We start from the raw sequence: 16166 nt of genomic DNA, 5'->3' as shown, positions 1-16166 counted from the left end.
CCCAGCCGCCGACGCGAGACCTCGCTCCGTTGATACCGCGCGGTCTCTAAATCTCGGCGATCAGAGAAGAGCACAACAAATGGTTTGTTTTGTGCATCACACCGTTTGGATTCCGGGTGGACGGTCAGCCGTTGGGCGGTCGCCAGAGTTCGAGTCGCGGAATGTCCGGTGGCTCGAATCCCAGTACCTGTCCGTAGAAGGACAGTTCGGCGTTACGCGAGCTGATCAGGGTGGCCAGCTTCCGGAATCCGTGCGACTCCCCCTCGTACTCGAGGTAGGCGTGCGGGATGCCCTTCTCCACGAGCGCATCCCGGAACCGTTCCGCCTGCGACGGCGGCACGATCGGATCGTCGAGCCCCTGCAGGAGCAGAACCGGGCAGTTCAGTCCGGCAACGTTGTTCAGCGGTGCACGCTCGGCGTAGAGGTCGGCCGCCTCGGGCAGCGGGCCGATCAGGCCGTCGATGTACCGGGACTCGAAATCGTGTGTCTCCTTCACGAACCCGTCGAGTTCGGCCACCCCGAAGTAGGACGCACCGCACGCGAACACGTCCGACGTGGTCAGCGCCGCGAGCACGGTCCACCCGCCGGCGGATCCGCCCTCGATCGCGAGCCGGCCGGGGTCCGCCATGCCCGCCTCGGCGAGGCCGGTCACCGCCGTGACCACGTCCTCGACGTCGACGACCCCCCACTGTCCCCGCAACCGGTTGCGGTACTCGCGCCCGTATCCCGTGGACCCGCCGTAGTTCACGTCGACGACGCCGATGCCGCGGCTGGTGAAGAACGCGAACACCGGATTCAGCGACGGCGCGACCCGCGACGTCGGTCCGCCGTGCACGAACGCCACATACGGCGGCAACTCCCCGTCCTCGCCCCGGTACCGCGGGTGACGCGGCGGGTAGGCGATCACGTGGACTTCACGTTCGTCGCCCTGGAACGTCAGCTGCCGGGCCTCGGGCAGATATGCCGCCTCGGGAAGTTCGGTGACCGACAGCCGGACGGTGCGGAGTGCACCGGTGTCGAGGTCGAGTTCGCGCAGGCCCGACGGGGTCTGGGCGCCGCCGGTCAGCAGCAGGATCCGGTTGCCGTTGCGGTCCCCGAGGCCGACGCTGGTGAGGCCGTCCAGCGGGATGTCCACGAGCGAACCCGTCGCGGGATCGAGGACGGCGAGGGTGTCGGTGCCGAACGTCCGCACGGTCAGGAGCGTGCCGTCGTCGCGGCGGGTGTGCCACCGGCCGCCGAGCATCCACAGCGCGCCGCCGAAGTCGGCGTCCATCGGGCACAACGCGACCGGGTCGGGATCGTCGATGCCGACCCGGTAGAGATTCCACCAACCGCTGCGGTCGCTGATCGTATACAGGTCGGTGGGCCCGACCCATTCCGGTTGCAGCACCGATTCCTCGGGACCGCCGAGAAGTGTCCGTACCTTCCCGGTCACGCGGCCGCCCTCGACCGCCACGACCCTGAGCTCGGTGCCGTCCCACGGCATCTGCGGGTGATCCCACGCGATCCAGGCGAGGTGCCTGCGATCCGGGGACAGCCGCGGATTGGCCAGGAAGTCCGAGCCGGCGACGACGGACCGCACCCGGTGCGGATCGTTCGCCGCCGACCCGTCCAGCGGAATCACGCAGATGTCGCGGGAGACGCGGCCGTCCGTGTCGTGACTCTCGCGGACTGCCCACACCTCGCCGTCGACCACCGACAGGTCGCCGTACCGCAGCGAGCAGGGCTGCGGCGGCTCCGGCGTCAGCGGCACCGGGGTCCCGCCTTCGAGCAGGTACAGACGCTGATCGCTGAACTCGGCGAACACCAGGCGGCCGGCGTCGGTGACGGTCCAGGCGCCGCCGCCGTACTCGTGAACCCTGGTGCGGGCGTTCCACGGTGCCGGCAGGACATCTTCCGGTTCGTCGTCCAGACCGAGGCGCCGCACCGCGACCCGCCCACCTTCGCTGGGCCGCAGTTCCGACCACCACACGTCGTCACCCACGTACCGGCCGCCCTCGACGGGGTGGCCGCTGGAGGCGAGATCCGCCGCCGCGATCGGAGAGGGCCAGGAACCGTACGGCGCAGAGGTCATCCGCCGAGGATATTCCGCCGTCCCCTACTCCGCGGGCAGCCACGCGCCGTGAAGGCCCGCCGGAACCCGGATCGGCAGCCGCACCTTCCCGATCGGCCCCGCCCCGGGGTCGTCGGCGGGCAGCACGAAGAACCAGGACGACATGTCGCGTCGGTCGGTCCCGATCATTCCCCAGTACTCGTGCTCGGCGCCGGGCATGAAGATCGGCTCACCCACCGACACGCTCCCCGGATCCCAGTGCGCCTCGGTGCCGCAGGCCGTGTCGAAGAACCACAGCGAATCCTGCCGTCCCTGGCTGCGGTCGAGTTTGCCGACGGTCGCCACAGTGCGGTGCCCTCGGGTCAGCTCGCGGTCGTCCACCCGCGGGAACTCGACGTCGCGGTCGCACACCACCTCTCGCGTCACCCGTCCGCTGTCGGGGTCGACGACGGCGCGAACCAAGGAGCCGAGCGACGGCGACGGGGCCTTCGCGAACCCACCGGGATACGTCCACTCCACGTAGTCGACGCTCACCCTGCCGTCCGGCAGATCGAAGGCGTTCGCGAAATGCCACACCCAATAGGCGTCGTGCGTCGTCCACCGGACCGGCCCGCCGTCGCGGGGCACCAGCGCGATCCTCGTGCCGTCCTCGGGCCGCCAGTCCAGCACGGACCCGCCGGTCAGCACGGCGGCGATGTCGAAGACCAGCGGGCACAGCATCAGAACGATGTAGCGCTCGGTGAGTGCCATGTCATGGATCATCAGCGGCGTCTCCGCGCCCTCGACCGTCGTCGGTGTCCGCGCGACCGAGCCGTCGGGGTTGACCACCGACCACGTCAGGTACGGGGCCTCCAGCATGTAGTTGAACAGCACCATCTGTCCGGTGACCGGGTCGATCTTGGGGTGCGCGGTGCTCCCCACACTCATGGCGCCGTCACAGTTCTCCCGCCCCAGCGTGCTCAGGTCGGCGGGGTCGAGGCGGAACGGCAGCGTGGTCTCGGCCATCGCGAGCAGCCGTCCGCCGTGCCGGACGATGTTGATGTCGGGCAACTCGCGTGACGTGCCCGTCAGTTCGGGCCCCACTTCCTCCTCCGACGGCGTGTAGAGGTCGGTGACCCCGGGCCAGATGACGTGCCCGGCCTTCTCCTCCGCCTGCACCATCGGGGTTCGGACGAAGCGGTTGGTGTACCGGGCCGTGCCGTCGGCCAGTTCGATTCGGTGGACCATGCCGTCGCCGTCGAGCGGGTAGACGTACGTGCCGATCGGGTCGAACCGCGGGTTGGGACCGTTGCGCAGATAGGCGCCGTGAAGATCGGCGGGCAGCTCGCCGATCACCTCGAGACCCCGGACGTCCACCTCCTCCCGTTGCGGCGCGAACACCCCGACGAGATGGCTGTGGTGGGCGATGTCGACGGGTCCGGGGCGACGGGATACCGGTGCTGACATGTGCGTCATTCCCTCCGGGCGCGGTGAATGCGAGACGGATCCGACCCCCTCTCGAGGGTACGACGGGCACCTGCGCGGGCGGGGTGTTTCGACGACGCGACGGCGGTCTGATACCCACCAGTAGAAATCGGGTTGCCCGGGAGTGGGAGAATGACGCTCGTGAGCAACCCAGACCACGGCCATCACCGCATGCCGCACCGCAAGCTGGAGCAGTCCACCAAGCTTCAGAACGTGCTCTACGAGATTCGTGGACCGGTACATGCCCACGCCGCCCGGCTGGAGGCGGAGGGCCACCGGATCCTCAAGCTCAACATCGGCAACCCCGCGCCGTTCGGTTTCGACGCGCCGGACGTGATCATGCGCGACATGATCGCCGCGCTCCCGTACGCGCAGGGGTACTCCGAGTCCAAGGGCATCCTGTCGGCACGGCGCGCGATCGTCACCCGCTACGAGCTGGTCGCCGGATTCCCCGAACTCGACGTCGACGACATCTACCTGGGTAACGGTGTGTCCGAGCTCATCACGATGACGATGCAGGCGCTCCTCGACAACGGCGACGAGGTGCTGATCCCGGCACCGGACTACCCGCTGTGGACGGCCATGACGAGCCTGGCCGGCGGCACCCCCGTGCACTACCTGTGCGACGAGGGCAACGACTGGAACCCCGACATCGCGGACATCGAGTCGAAGATCACCGACAAGACCAAGGCGTTGCTGGTCATCAACCCGAACAATCCGACGGGTGCGGTGTACTCGATGGAGGTGCTGCAGCAGCTCGTCGACCTGGCGCGCAAGCATCAGCTGCTGCTTCTCGCGGACGAAATCTACGACAAGATCCTCTACGACGACGCCAAGCACATCTCACTCGCCACGCTGGCCCCGGACCTGCTGTGCCTGACGTTCAACGGCCTGTCGAAGGCGTACCGCGTCGCCGGCTACCGGTCCGGTTGGGTGGCCATCACGGGCCCGAAGGAACACGCCGCGGGTTTCCTCGAGGGACTCGACCTGCTCGCGTCGACGCGTCTGTGCCCGAACGTGCCCGGTCAGCACGCCATCCAGGTGGCGCTCGGTGGGCACCAGAGCATCGAAGACCTGATTCTGCCGGGTGGGCGACTGCTCGAGCAGCGCGATGTGGCCTGGGAACGCCTCAACATGATTCCCGGTGTCTCCTGCGTGAAGCCGAAGGGCGCGCTGTACGCATTCCCGCGCCTCGACCCGAACGTGTACGAGATCTACGACGACGAGAAACTGGTCCAGGACCTTCTGCTGCAGGAGAAGATCCTGATGGTGCAGGGCACCGGCTTCAACTGGCCGGACCACGACCATCTCCGCATCGTGACGTTGCCGTGGGCGCGTGATCTCGCTGTCGCCATCGAGCGGTTCGGAAATTTCCTCACCAGCTACAAGCAGTAGGATCGAGACACAGCAAGCGACACGCGCGTCGCTTGCGTGTCTCCTGGGGGAAAAGCATGGTCACCAGCACCCGCGCGCGTTTCGGACAATTCGTCCACCGGCGACGGCGTTTGCTGAACCTCACACAGGACGAGGTCACGGCCGCGGGTGGCCCGTCCGACGCAGCTCAGACGCGTGCCGAGAACGGGACCGGCCCGGATCCGAGCATCGAGACCCTCCGCAAACTGGACGTCGCGCTCCGCTGGGCTCCGGGCAGCGCGGCTCGCACCCTCGACGGCGGTCATCCGACCCCGCTCGAGGCGCTCGACGGGGAGGACCGGTCGCCGACCGCGCGCCCGCTGACGCTCGGGCCGTCGGAGATTCCGCTGGATCTGGACACGATCATCGAGATCCTGGGGCCGCATACCCAGATCACCAAGCTGAGCGCGGCGCATCCCGACGTTCCGGGGCTGGTCGAGGCAGCGGGGGAACTGAGCCGGGTTGTCTCGAAGATCACCGGCGCGTACGTGACGCGGTTGCTGGAAGTCAACGGAGGACCCGCCGGGCCGCGCCAGCCGCTGGTCGAATTCGCATTCGGCCACCTGCTGGAGGAACCGTCCACGGTCACCGACCCGCGTGAACTGGAGGAAGCACGGTATCGCCGCTTCCTCTACGGCCGGGGAGACGGCCTCGACGCCGCCACCCGGGAACGCTTCTGGCGGCGATGGGAGGACGCGGTGAAACTCGTGGCTACCGAGGATCCCGAACGCAGCGGAGACGCGGAGGTGAACGCATGAACGGCGTGCCACTGTCGGTGCGGGTCAACCGCCTCTTCTCGCTGGCCCACGACCTCGACGGTCCCGAACCGGGCGAAGACACCGTCGCCGCAGGTGTGTCGCGGATACTCGGCCGGCCCGTCGAGCCGTCCGAGATCGAGTCCCTGCGCAGCAACGATCATCACGCGCCCGAGCCCGACGTCCTGCGGGCGGTCGCGCAGCACTTCCACGCCCCCGAGCAGTACCTCGCCGCCGACGGCTACCACGACTACGACACGCTGGTCCGTTTCAAGATCGCGGTCCGCGAGGCCGGCGTCCGGCACCTGTCGATGCGATCGCTCGATGCGTCCGCGGAGCCGACGACCGCGGAGATGGAATCGCTGATTCCCCTTCTGGAGAATCTGCGGCGGAGTCGCGGACCGCTGCCGGTCGCGACGCCGGACCGCCGTCAGACCTGAGCGGGGACGCGCGCCGACGGGTCGGCGGGGCCGCCGAACTGAGGGAGGCGACGCGCCCACAGTTCGGCCGCCACGTGCTCGGCGTCCCGCCAGTGATCGGCCAGCCGGGCCAACTCCCACGGTTCGCCGCCGACGTCGGTCGTGAACAGGTGGGCCGTCCCGCCCGTGCCGTGCGCCCGGTGACCGGCCCTGCGGGCCAGGCACGCGAGGTGCAGCCGCGTCGCCGTGACCACGGGTGGTGCGGCGCCGGTATGCCCGCCGAGTTCGAACACCACGTGCCGGTCGAGGATCATGATCGCGTCGCGAATCTCGACGCTCATGCGGTCCAGGCGGCTACGGGCCGACAGTGCCCGGCGATCCGCCGGTCGCAGTTCCAGGACCACTTCGGGCGCAGCGGCGGTCAGGGTCCGCCACATCGGTTGCAGACGCCGGGCCACCTGCCGCGACCGCCGCCGGTGACCGAGCACCCGCGCCACCGGTCCGACCGAGATGAGCGCGCCCGCCGACACGACGAGCAGGCGGATGAACGCCCCCGAGTCGCTGTGCGATTCGGTCAGGGCGTTGTCTTCGCTGACCGCGTTGACCACGCCGGTCGTCACGACGACCCCCATGTCGAACACCTCGAACAACGACAGGGCGATGACCGCGAGAAACACCCGGCGCTCGCGTCCGGGTGTCGCGGTGCGCACGGCCTTCAGCGAGATCCAGAGGTTGAGCAGGGCGACGGACAGGATCGGAACCGCGTAGGTGATGCAGTACGCCGCGAAGGGCCAGCCACCCTCGTCGGCGATGGCGACGCCGCGCGATCGCGCCGGTGTGCTCAGGCCGACGAGGATCGCTCCCGCGACGGCACACATCGACAGCGAGACGACGTGGATGCGGGGAAGGCGCGCCGGGCCGAGCGCCCACGCGGAGAACAGGCTGATCAGCGACGCCGCGGTCAGGATGATGCAGACGTTGCTGAGGGTGTTCGCGAACCCGTACCCGAACCAGCGGTCGAGCCAGGTCTGTGCCAGTGATCGCTGCAGGACCAGGGAGAGGGACGCGAAGACGAGGGCGGCGTTCATCCGGCGTTCGGCGACCGTCGACCGGACGAGAACCAGGCGCAGGAGAGTCGTTCCCCAGACGACGGCGAGGAGCGGCCAGCTCACATAGGTGGGCGGTTCGTACACGGCGTCAGAACGTTCCGAGCATCCGCGACACCCGTGCGTCACCGACGGTGTCGTCGCTCGTCCCTGCTCGACGACCCGCCATGATCAGGGTGGCGAGAAGCTCCGCCTCGTATTCCTGGTCGTTCGAATAGTTGGACCGGCCGAGCATGTGGACCACGCGCGCGGTGTCGACCGTCGGCGCTGCCGCCGACAACACCGTCGAGTCGACGGAGGTGTCCCCGATCGTGTCGCGGTCGTGGCCGAGCTCCATGTGCGCCAGTTCGTGGCAGATGATGTGGGTGGCGTGCACGTCCGATGTCCCCGCTGCGTACAGGATCAGGTCGTCCTCGGCCCGTGCGAGCCAGAGTCCTGAATGACCGCCCTGGACCAGGGCGTGCGAGACGGGGACCAGGTGAATCGGGCGCCCACGACGGGCTGCGACGCCGGCGACGAGCTGATCCCTGTTCCAGGGCACGGGAATACCCATCTCCGCCACGGTCCGGCGAAGATGGTTGCTGGATCGCGACTGCCGCGAGATTCGCACTGGAACACCTCCGAACGGCCATAATCCTAGGCCGTCGGGGCACGAGGTCACGACATGTGGGCGATTTCACCTGCCCGGTTGACGAATACCCCTACCGTGTCGGTAGATTGGCAACCGGCACCTCGAGTGCCTCGAGCACCTGTCGCCCCTCCCCCCCCTGTGGGCGCCAGGTTGGTGGCGGGGTCAACCCCCCTGTACCCCGCCACCCAGCTCGGCAAATCTCTCCACGCAGCGGCTCTGCGTCCGCGGAACACACCCCTCGTTCGGAGTTCCGGACCACCCTGCGTGGAGTTCGGCGTTCGCTGCAGATTAGCTGCTGCGTGCCATGCTTCGATATCTAATCACACCGGCGACATATAAGCGACACGAGAGCAATACGAGCCGGACAGCGTGGCAACACTGGCATCGCACGCCACTTCCGTCACAGCGTCTCCGGTCACCGTCCGACTACCCTGTCGTGCGTGCCGAGACAATCCCCCCAGCAGCCGACGCGATGCGGCCGATGAGCGAATTCCACGGACACGGACATGGCCACGGCCACAGCGACGGACCGGCCCCGATGGGGCCCGTGGCCGCCAAGGTGGTCGTCGGACTCCTCGTCGCCATCGGCGTCGCGGTGCTCATCGGCGTCATCGCGTTGTGGCCCGGCAAGCCGGGCGTCGACGTCGAACAACCCTTCCAGAGCGCCCAGGGCGGTGCGGTCGTCACGGAGTCGGGCACGGTCACGATGCAGAACATCGGCGACTGCGGAAGTCCGTCGGCCGGACGCGTCTTCACCGGCACCCCGCTGCCGCCGCCCGCGGGCGCGTACGAATGCCAGCGCAGCATCGTCGACATCGAGTCCGGTCCCAACACAGGCACCCAGACGCTCCTCGAAATCATTCCCGGCCCCGGGCAGCCCGACCTCCGGGTGGGCGAGAAAATCCGGCTGTCCCGTCAGACGGATGTGAACGGCACCACGGAGTATTCGTTCGAGGACTATGCCCGCGGCCTGCCCGTGACCCTCATTGCCCTCGCGTTCGCCGTCGTCGTGATCGCGGTCGCGCGGTGGCGCGGATTCCGGGCACTCGTCGGCATCGTCGTCTCGTTCGGCGTGCTCGTCCTGTTCACGCTCCCGGCCCTGCTGGACGGACAACCCGCGATCCCGGTGGCCCTCGTCTCCGGCGCCGTGATCCTGTATGCCGTGCTGTATCTCGCGCACGGTGTCTCCCTGCGAACGAGTTCGGCGTTGCTGGGCACTCTCGCGTCGATGCTGGTGGCGGCGATCCTCTCCTACGCCACCATCGAGATGACTCGTCTCACTGGGCTTTCCGAGGAGCAGAACACCAACGTCCAGACGTACATACAGCACGTCAGCATCACCGGACTCCTGCTGGCCGGCTTCATCATCGGCTCGCTGGGTGTGCTCAACGACGTCACCATCACGCAGGCGGCGTCGGCGTTCGAACTGGCGTCGCTGGACCGCGACGCGTCCCGGCGGCAGATCTTCGGTTCGGCGATGCGCGTCGGTCGCGATCACATCGCCAGCACCGTCTACACCCTCGTCCTCGCGTACGCCGGCGGGGCGTTGCCGTTGCTGTTGCTGTTCAGTGTGGCGGGGCGGTCGATCCAGGACGTGCTGCTCAGTGATGCCGTGGCCATCGAGATCGTGCGTTCGGCGGTCGGTGGCATCGCCCTGGCACTGTCGGTTCCGCTGACCACCGCGATCGCGGTGATGTTGGCACGTCCGATCGGCGCGGGTCCCTCCGACAGGGTGCCCGCGATCAAGCCGTCACGCGGTGGCCGCCACTCCAAGTAGCGCGGCGTCCGCTAGCTGAAGACGCCGAACTCCCGGAGGACGATGAAGATGATGGCGATGATCATCAGCGCGTAGACGGTCAGCATCGTCACTTTGGCCGCATGCTCGCTGGTGGGCGGGAACATCTTCAGGATCGGCTTGGAGTAGGCGACGAGCCGGCGCGTGTCTGCCGGCGAGGCCGCCGAGGACCTGGGAACGTTGGGAGTGCTGTGGAACTCCGCCGGATTTGCAGTCACTGCACACATCCTCTCTACGCCGGAACCATTCCCATCGTAGGCCCGGAGAACGGCGGCGACTACGTTCCGGGGAACCTGGGAAGTTCGGGCAGTTGGAGCGGCGGCAACTGGATCTGCGGCAGACCGGGGAACAACGGCACAGGCGGTGGGGGCGGCGGCGCGGGCGCCGGCTCGGGAATCCGGATCTGCGACGCCGTCTGGATCGGCGCTTCGACGGCCTCGGACGCCGGAGGGGGCGGGAGCGTCGTCGGCGACGGCGTGGCCACCTCGGTCATGACCGGCGACTCGGGGGTGAGTTGCGTGGTCACCGGCTGAGACGAGCCCTCGGTGCGGGCCAGCAGGTTCTTGCCGTACCCGAGCCCGAGACCGATCACCGCGACCACGGCGAGAGCGCTGCCCGCCAGCGCGGCCCCCCGGATCTGGGGCTTGGCCACCTGCTGACTCGGCGGCGGCGCCGCGGCGCTCAGCCAAGACGGAGTACTCGACGGCGCACCGGTTCGTGCGACGGTCGCGCTCGGCGCCTGGTAGGTGGATACGACTGCGTCCGGTGCGGACTGCGGCGTGTATGGCGGCGGGAGGACCCTGGCGACCTCGGCGGGTGGCTGCACCACCTGCTGGGCGAGCAGCGCAGCACCCTGTGCCGCAACGAGTTCGGGGTGATCGGGAACCACGACCGGCAACCCGAGCCACGACTGCAGCACCGACCGGACGAGCGGAATGCGGGCACCGCCGCCGATGAGCACCACGGCGTCGGCGGTTCGTCCCGACCTCGTGACGACGTCGCGGGCGAGGCGTGCCGAGGATTCGACGGTGACACCGATCAGCGCGTCGAAGACGTCGCGGGACAGCAACAGCAGCCCGCCGTCACCGGGCACCGCGACGGCGCCGCCGGTGGACAGCCGCTCCTTCGCCTCACGACAGCGGAGGTCGAGCGCGAGGCCGGCGGCCGCGTCGCCGGGCTCCTCGATCCGCTTGTTCTCCAACTGGTTGTCGCGGATCAGCCGGTCGAAGACGTCTCCGCTCACCGTGTCGGTGCGGACCGTCTCCACCACCTCCCCCGTCGCCCGGTCGACGACGCTCACGGTGAGCCCGGAGCTACCCAGGTCGTAGAACACGAGCGTCGCATTGTCGCCGAGGGCGCCGGAGACGTCGAGGAACTTCAGTGCCGCCGAGGCTTCGGTGACGAGTTGGTAGTTGGCGAGTTGCTGCCGGGCCATCGCCGCCTGGACGGCGCCTGCCTGCGCTTCGTCGCGGTAGGCGACCCCGGTGGCGCGGACCTGCCCGGCGTCGGGTGCCCCGGCGAGGACGACGCCGATCGATTCGGCGGCGAGTTCCTCCGGCAGGTCCCGCCCTGCGGCGACGACCTGGGCCCGGAAATCGGGGACGTGCCGGCTCCCGGCGTCGTCACGGTTCACGGAGTCGGGTCGTGCCAAGCGCACCGCGCTCGCACCGACCGACACACCTAGAACCGAACTCATGGGCCGCCTAACTCGACTGTGCACGGGTTCGATCCGGAATCCCCCCACTCCATGGCCCGCAGTCTAGCGAAGCGGTCCGACGGAGCAACCGAGCAACCGTTCGGCGAGAGGCAACTCAGAAGTTGCTCGCGATGATCACTCCCGCGATGCCCGTGCCCAGCGGCACGAACGTGCACGGCGGCACGATCGCGTGTGCAGGATCAAGCGTGTTGAGAACCAATTGCTGCGAGAACGGGTCGTAGGGCAGGTTGAAATGTCCGGTCTGATCGAGCGGGCACAGGTCCTGGACGAGGATGTTGGTGGCACCGGGATCGTGCAGCGCAACGTTGGTGTACGGCTGGATCACCTCGTCGTACCGCGTCCCGATCGTGGTGTATTCGACGCCGGGGACGGTGTCGCCGCCGGCGTTGAGCGCGGTGAGGAACGGCGATCCCTGCACCTGCTCGGCGAGGGCCTCCGAACCGATCCCCACTATCAACTCGTTGCCACCGGGCAGCGTCTGCAGAGCCGTCGCGATCCCGAAGAACGTTCCACCGTAGGACGGTGACGCGAGACCGACCCAGCGGTTCACCTTCGAGGACCCGCCGAGCCTGTTGATGTAGTACCGGGCCACCGTCGCGCCCTGCGAGTGCCCGACCAGGTCGACCTTTTCCGCTCCGGTTACGGCCAGGACATCGTCGACGAACACCTCGAGTTCGGCCGCTCCCTCGGTCATCGTCTGCATCCCGAAGTGTTCGGTGCCCGGTTTCCGTCCGTAGTTCAGGGCGAACACGCAGTAGCCGGCGGACTTCAATTTCGGACTCAACCCGGCCCAGTTCGAATAGGCACTGCCGTCGCTCCCGTGTACGAGGATCACCGGGTGCGGGTGCGCGGGACCGGGGCGGCACGAGAAATCGTTGGTTCCCGGCGGCGCCGAATGCGGATGGTGCTTCGCGTACGAGATGGCCGCGCCGGCGTCGGATTGCGCCGGCCCCGGCAGGGTCGGTACTTCCGCCGCCTGAGCCGGGGCGACCCCGAGCGCACAGATACTGACAACGGCAGCGAGGAATGCGAGTCGGGATCCGTGACGTGCCTTCGACATCGCCAGCCCTCCGTTGCGATTGAGGCTGACGCTACCGCCCACGATGTTCCCGGGCGCGGAGATCGTCAACCCGTTATCGCAGGTCGCCGCAAGGTCACAAACCGTTATCCGAGCGCGCTATCCCCTCCCGAGACCTCGATAGACCCACCCTGCGGTGCGCCAGTCCGCGGCGTCGAGACAGTTGCGGCCGTCGACCATCACCCGGGCCCGGACCACATCGTTCAGATCCTCCGGTTTCAGGGCCGCGAACTCCGCCCACTCGGTGAGCAGCAGCACCGCGTCGGCGTTGTCACATGCCTCGACCGCCGACGTCGCATAGTTCAGCGTCGGGAACAGTCTGCGCGAGTTGTCCAGGGCTTTCGGGTCGTAGACGCTGACCACCGCCCCGTGCAACTGCATCATCCCCGCCACGTTGAGTGCCGGCGAGTCGCGGACGTCGTCGGATTCGGGTTTGAAGGCCGCGCCGAGCACGGCGACGTTGGCGCCGAGCAGCGAACCTCCGCACACCTGCGCCGCCAACTCCACCATCCGGGTGCGGCGCCGCATGTTGATGCTGTCGACCTCCCGGAGGAAGTGCAGGGCCTGGTTCGCGCCCAGCTCACCCGCCCGCGCCATGAACGCGCGGATGTCCTTGGGCAGGCAGCCGCCGCCGAAGCCGAGTCCGGCGTTGAGGAATCGCCGGCCGATCCGCGCGTCGTATCCCAGGGCGTCGGCAAGCTGGGTGACATCGGCGCCGGTGGCCTCGCACACCTCGGAGATGGCGTTGATGAACGAGATCTTGGTGGCGAGGAACGCGTTGGCCGAGACCTTCACCAGTTCCGCGGTGGCGAGGTCGGTGACCAGGAACGGAATGTCCTCACCGAGCAGGCGGGCATACAGTTCGCGCAACTCGGTCTCCGCGCGTCCGGGGCGTTGCCGGTCCACACCCAGCACCATCCGGTCGGGGTGCAGGGTGTCCTCGACGGCGAAGCCCTCCCGCAGGAATTCCGGATTCCACGCCACCTCCACGGCGTCACCCGCCGGTGCAAGCGCCCGGGCCCGCGCACCCAGCTCCGCCGCCGTCCCGACGGGAACGGTCGACTTGCCGACGATGACGGCGGGACGATCGAGCAGCGGGGCGAGGGTGTCGATCACCGAGTGCACGTGCCGCAGGTCCGCGGCGTACTCCCCCTTCTTCTGCGGGGTACCGACACCGAGAAAGTGGAGGTCGGCGAACTCGGCGGCCTCGCTGTACGACGTGGTGAAGTGCAGTCGGCCGGCGTCGATGTTCCGGCGCAGAACCTCCCCCAGCCCGGGCTCGTAGAACGGGACCTCCCCGGACGAGAGTTTCGCCACTTTTCCGGGATCGATGTCGACGCCCAGGACCTCATGGCCCAGTTCCGCCATGCAGGCGGCGTGGGTGGCTCCCAGGTATCCGGTTCCAAACACGGTGCAGCGCATGCACCCTTGATAACCAGCGCAGGTGAGCGCGATATTTACCCGACTGATGTTCGAAGCCAACAGTGCGTGTACGAACGGTGCGAGGCGAGACCCTATGCTTCGCCCATGCATGTTCTCTTCGTCTGCACCGGAAACGTCTGTCGCTCCCCAACGGCTGAGCGCCTCGCAGTGGCATACGCCGAGGAGCTCGGGATCACCGATCTGACTGCCGAAAGCGCAGGTACCCGCGCCGCGGTCGGACGCCCGATGGAACCGACGGCCGCGCAAGTCCTCGAGGGTCTCGGCGGTAATCCGAGCGATTTCACCGCGCGGATGCTCACCGCCGATCTGGCGGCGGACGCGGATCTGGTGTTGACGATGACCGAGCGTCAGCGCGAGAAGGTGCTGGCGCTGGCCCCGGAGCAGCTGAAGAAGACGTTCACGCTCCGAGAGGCGGCTCGGCTCGCGGAGGCGGCGGATGCGAAGTCGGTGGCTGACCTGGCTGCGGCACGTCCCAAACACAAGGCCGACGAGACCCCGGAGGACGTTCCGGACCCGATGGGGCAGGACGAGGACACCTTCCTCACCATCGGGTCCGAGATCGCCGATCTACTGGGTGTGGTCGCGCGGAGCGTCCGTCTCTGACCAGGATTCCTGGTCGTCGCGGTAGCGGCGGGTGCGTCGCGGTGTGGGAGGCACCGGTGCGCCCGCCTGCTGCTCGTTGCCGTAGTGGTCGGGACCGCCGTACCACTGCTGACCCTGGTCGCCCTGGTAGGCCGGGGCGCCCTGATAGGCGGGCACTTCCTGCGGATCTCCCCCGTTCGGACCGTACTGCTGCGACGGGTACTCGTCGCGAACGTACGAGGCCGGCTGCGGCTGCTGAGGTGCCTGATGCTGAGGGGGCTGCTGCTGCACGGCAGGCTGCACGACGGCGGCCTGCTGCATCTGCGGCAGAGACTTGTCGGTCTCGTAGTAGTACTTGTACTCGTAGACGCCCCGTCCGCGGCTCGGCGTCATCGTGATGATCGTTCCGAGGATGGTTGCCCCCACACTGTGCAGGTTGCCTACGGCCCGCGACAGCTGATCCCGTTTGGTTTCGGCGTGCCGCGCGATGACCAGCGCGCCGTCCGACATCGCGGTCAGCACGGTCGCGTCAGTGACGGGCAGCAGCGGTGACGCGTCGACGATCACGTAGTCGAAACGCCCCCGCAGGTCGGCCAGCACCTGGCGGGCGGTCTCCGTTCCGAGGAGCTCACTCGGGTTCGGCGGGATCGGTCCGGACGCCAGGACCGTGAGACCCGAGTACTGCGTCGGCTGGAGCACGGCGTCGAGGTCGGCCTTGCCTGCCAGGACGCTGCTGAGGCCGACGGAACCGACGACACCGAGGTACTTCGACACCCGCGGCTTACGGAGGTCGCCCTCGACCAGGCACACGTTCTGGCCGCCCTCCGCCAGCACGAGTGCGATGTTGATGGCGGTGGTCGTCTTACCCTCGGTGGGCAGCGAACTGGTGACGACGATGACGCGCGGCGGGTTGTCGACCTCGAGGAACTGGAGGTTGGTGCGCAGTTCGCGGTAGGACTCGGCGCTCGAGGAGTTGCCTTCGGCGAAGTTGATGGCCTGCTGCGTCTGCCGCTCCTTGTCGAACGGGATGGTGCCGATCAGTGCGGATCCGGCCAGCTCCTCGACGGTGCGCCGGTCCTTGACCGTGTTGTCGAGGCGATCACGTAGGACTGCCAGCGCGAGGCCGAGCAGCAAGCCCACCGCTGCACCCAGCGCCAGGTTCCGTTCGGTCTTCGGGGAGACCGCCACCGACGGCGTCTGAGCCTGCTGCTCGACTACGACGCGCGCCGCCGGGGCGCCGCCACGCTCGGGCGTCTCCAATTCTCGTGCCATGACGACGAACTCGTCGGACAGGGCGTTGGCGATGTCGCGGGCGCGTTCCGGCGACGGATCCTGCACCTTGACGTCGATCAGCACCGTGTCCGGTGCCGAGCTGGCCTTCACTTGCGATGCGAGTGCGGGCGCCGTCATGTCGAGGCCGAGCTTGTCGATGGTTCGCTGCGCGAGATTCTCACCGGTGAGCAGCTTGGTGTAAGACGTCACTCGCTGCTGCGAGAACAGGTTGCCTTGGTATATCTCGTTGACTGATGCCCCGGACGAGGTGGAGACGAACATGCGGGTCGACGCCTCGTACATCGGCGTGGTGAGCAGTGATGCTCCCAGCGCGCCGAGAATAGCGACCACGGTGGTCACGGCGATGATTTTCCATCGTGCTTGCAGTATCCGCAGGTAGTCCTGAATTTCCATTATCGAGTCTCCCATCGACTTCAC

Annotated in this window: 14 protein-coding genes; 5 read left to right on the top strand and 9 right to left on the bottom strand. The window is 68.1% G+C overall.

Annotation, left to right across the window (positions count from 1 at the left end; all coding sequences use genetic code 11):
- Positions 1-124: 124 nt before the first annotated feature.
- Entirely contained in the window at positions 125-2074 is a 1950-nt protein-coding gene (locus QM841_RS21305) for a S9 family peptidase (RefSeq protein WP_283333478.1), read from the bottom strand.
- A gap of 24 nt (positions 2075-2098) precedes the next feature.
- Entirely contained in the window at positions 2099-3499 is a 1401-nt protein-coding gene (locus QM841_RS21300) for a carotenoid oxygenase family protein (protein WP_283333477.1), read from the bottom strand.
- A gap of 150 nt (positions 3500-3649) precedes the next feature.
- Between QM841_RS21300 and QM841_RS21295 the strand changes: the two genes are divergently transcribed.
- Genes QM841_RS21295 through QM841_RS21285 form a run of 3 tightly spaced genes read left to right on the top strand, consistent with a single transcriptional unit; the run spans position 3650 to position 6125 of the window.
- The gene (locus QM841_RS21295) at positions 3650-4912 is read left to right on the top strand and encodes a pyridoxal phosphate-dependent aminotransferase (protein WP_005238257.1); all 1263 of its coding nucleotides are present in this window, start codon (positions 3650-3652) and stop codon (positions 4910-4912) included.
- 56 nt (positions 4913-4968) lie between these two features.
- Positions 4969-5688 (top strand): helix-turn-helix domain-containing protein, encoded by a 720-nt coding sequence (locus QM841_RS21290; protein WP_280780826.1) that lies wholly within the window; start codon positions 4969-4971, stop codon positions 5686-5688.
- Positions 5685-6125, top strand: coding sequence for a hypothetical protein (locus QM841_RS21285; RefSeq protein ID WP_268791254.1), 441 nt, complete (start codon positions 5685-5687; stop codon positions 6123-6125). The genes QM841_RS21290 and QM841_RS21285 overlap by 4 nt, the downstream gene beginning before the upstream one ends.
- Here the strand turns inward: QM841_RS21285 and QM841_RS21280 are convergent.
- Together QM841_RS21280 and QM841_RS21275 are read right to left on the bottom strand one after the other, a co-directional pair.
- Positions 6116-7297, bottom strand: coding sequence for an MAB_1171c family putative transporter (locus QM841_RS21280; RefSeq protein ID WP_283333476.1), 1182 nt, complete (start codon positions 7295-7297; stop codon positions 6116-6118). The genes QM841_RS21285 and QM841_RS21280 overlap by 10 nt on opposite strands.
- Before the next feature lie 4 nt (positions 7298-7301).
- Positions 7302-7763 carry a hypothetical protein gene (locus QM841_RS21275; protein ID WP_268791256.1) on the bottom strand — a complete coding sequence of 154 codons (462 nt, stop codon included), beginning with the start codon at positions 7761-7763 and terminating at the stop codon, positions 7302-7304.
- A 559-nt stretch (positions 7764-8322) separates the two neighbouring features.
- Here QM841_RS21275 and QM841_RS21270 point away from each other — a divergent pair.
- A complete protein-coding gene (locus tag QM841_RS21270) occupies positions 8323-9618 on the top strand; it encodes a YibE/F family protein (protein WP_283333475.1) in 1296 nt (431 codons plus the stop codon).
- 11 nt (positions 9619-9629) lie between these two features.
- On the opposite strand, the gene QM841_RS21265 is transcribed toward QM841_RS21270, so the two are convergent.
- From QM841_RS21265 to QM841_RS21250, 4 genes are all read right to left on the bottom strand, one after another.
- The gene (locus tag QM841_RS21265; RefSeq protein WP_283333474.1) at positions 9630-9863 is read right to left on the bottom strand and encodes a hypothetical protein; all 234 of its coding nucleotides are present in this window, start codon (positions 9861-9863) and stop codon (positions 9630-9632) included.
- A gap of 50 nt (positions 9864-9913) precedes the next feature.
- Positions 9914-11332 (bottom strand): DUF7159 family protein, encoded by a 1419-nt coding sequence (locus QM841_RS21260; RefSeq protein ID WP_283333473.1) that lies wholly within the window; start codon positions 11330-11332, stop codon positions 9914-9916.
- A gap of 115 nt (positions 11333-11447) precedes the next feature.
- Positions 11448-12413, bottom strand: a complete 966-nt coding sequence (locus tag QM841_RS21255; protein WP_283333472.1) for an esterase/lipase family protein — start codon at positions 12411-12413, stop codon at positions 11448-11450.
- 117 nt (positions 12414-12530) lie between these two features.
- On the bottom strand, positions 12531-13853 hold the full coding sequence (locus tag QM841_RS21250) for a UDP-glucose dehydrogenase family protein (protein WP_283333471.1): 1323 nt from the start codon (positions 13851-13853) through the stop codon (positions 12531-12533).
- A gap of 105 nt (positions 13854-13958) precedes the next feature.
- Between QM841_RS21250 and QM841_RS21245 the strand changes: the two genes are divergently transcribed.
- Positions 13959-14477: an arsenate reductase/protein-tyrosine-phosphatase family protein gene (locus QM841_RS21245; protein ID WP_283333470.1), complete on the top strand. Its 519-nt coding sequence runs from the start codon at positions 13959-13961 to the stop codon at positions 14475-14477.
- Here the strand turns inward: QM841_RS21245 and QM841_RS21240 are convergent.
- Positions 14442-16142, bottom strand: a complete 1701-nt coding sequence (locus QM841_RS21240) for a tyrosine-protein kinase domain-containing protein (protein ID WP_283333521.1) — start codon at positions 16140-16142, stop codon at positions 14442-14444. The two genes, QM841_RS21245 and QM841_RS21240, sit on opposite strands and share 36 nt — an antisense overlap.
- Positions 16143-16166 lie beyond the last annotated feature (24 nt).

The organism is Rhodococcus sp. IEGM 1307 (assembly GCF_030056915.1).
Taxonomy (GTDB): domain Bacteria; phylum Actinomycetota; class Actinomycetes; order Mycobacteriales; family Mycobacteriaceae; genus Rhodococcus_F; species Rhodococcus_F opacus_D.
Note: the sequence above shows the minus strand (reverse complement) of the source record. Positions and strands in the feature narration are given on the sequence as shown.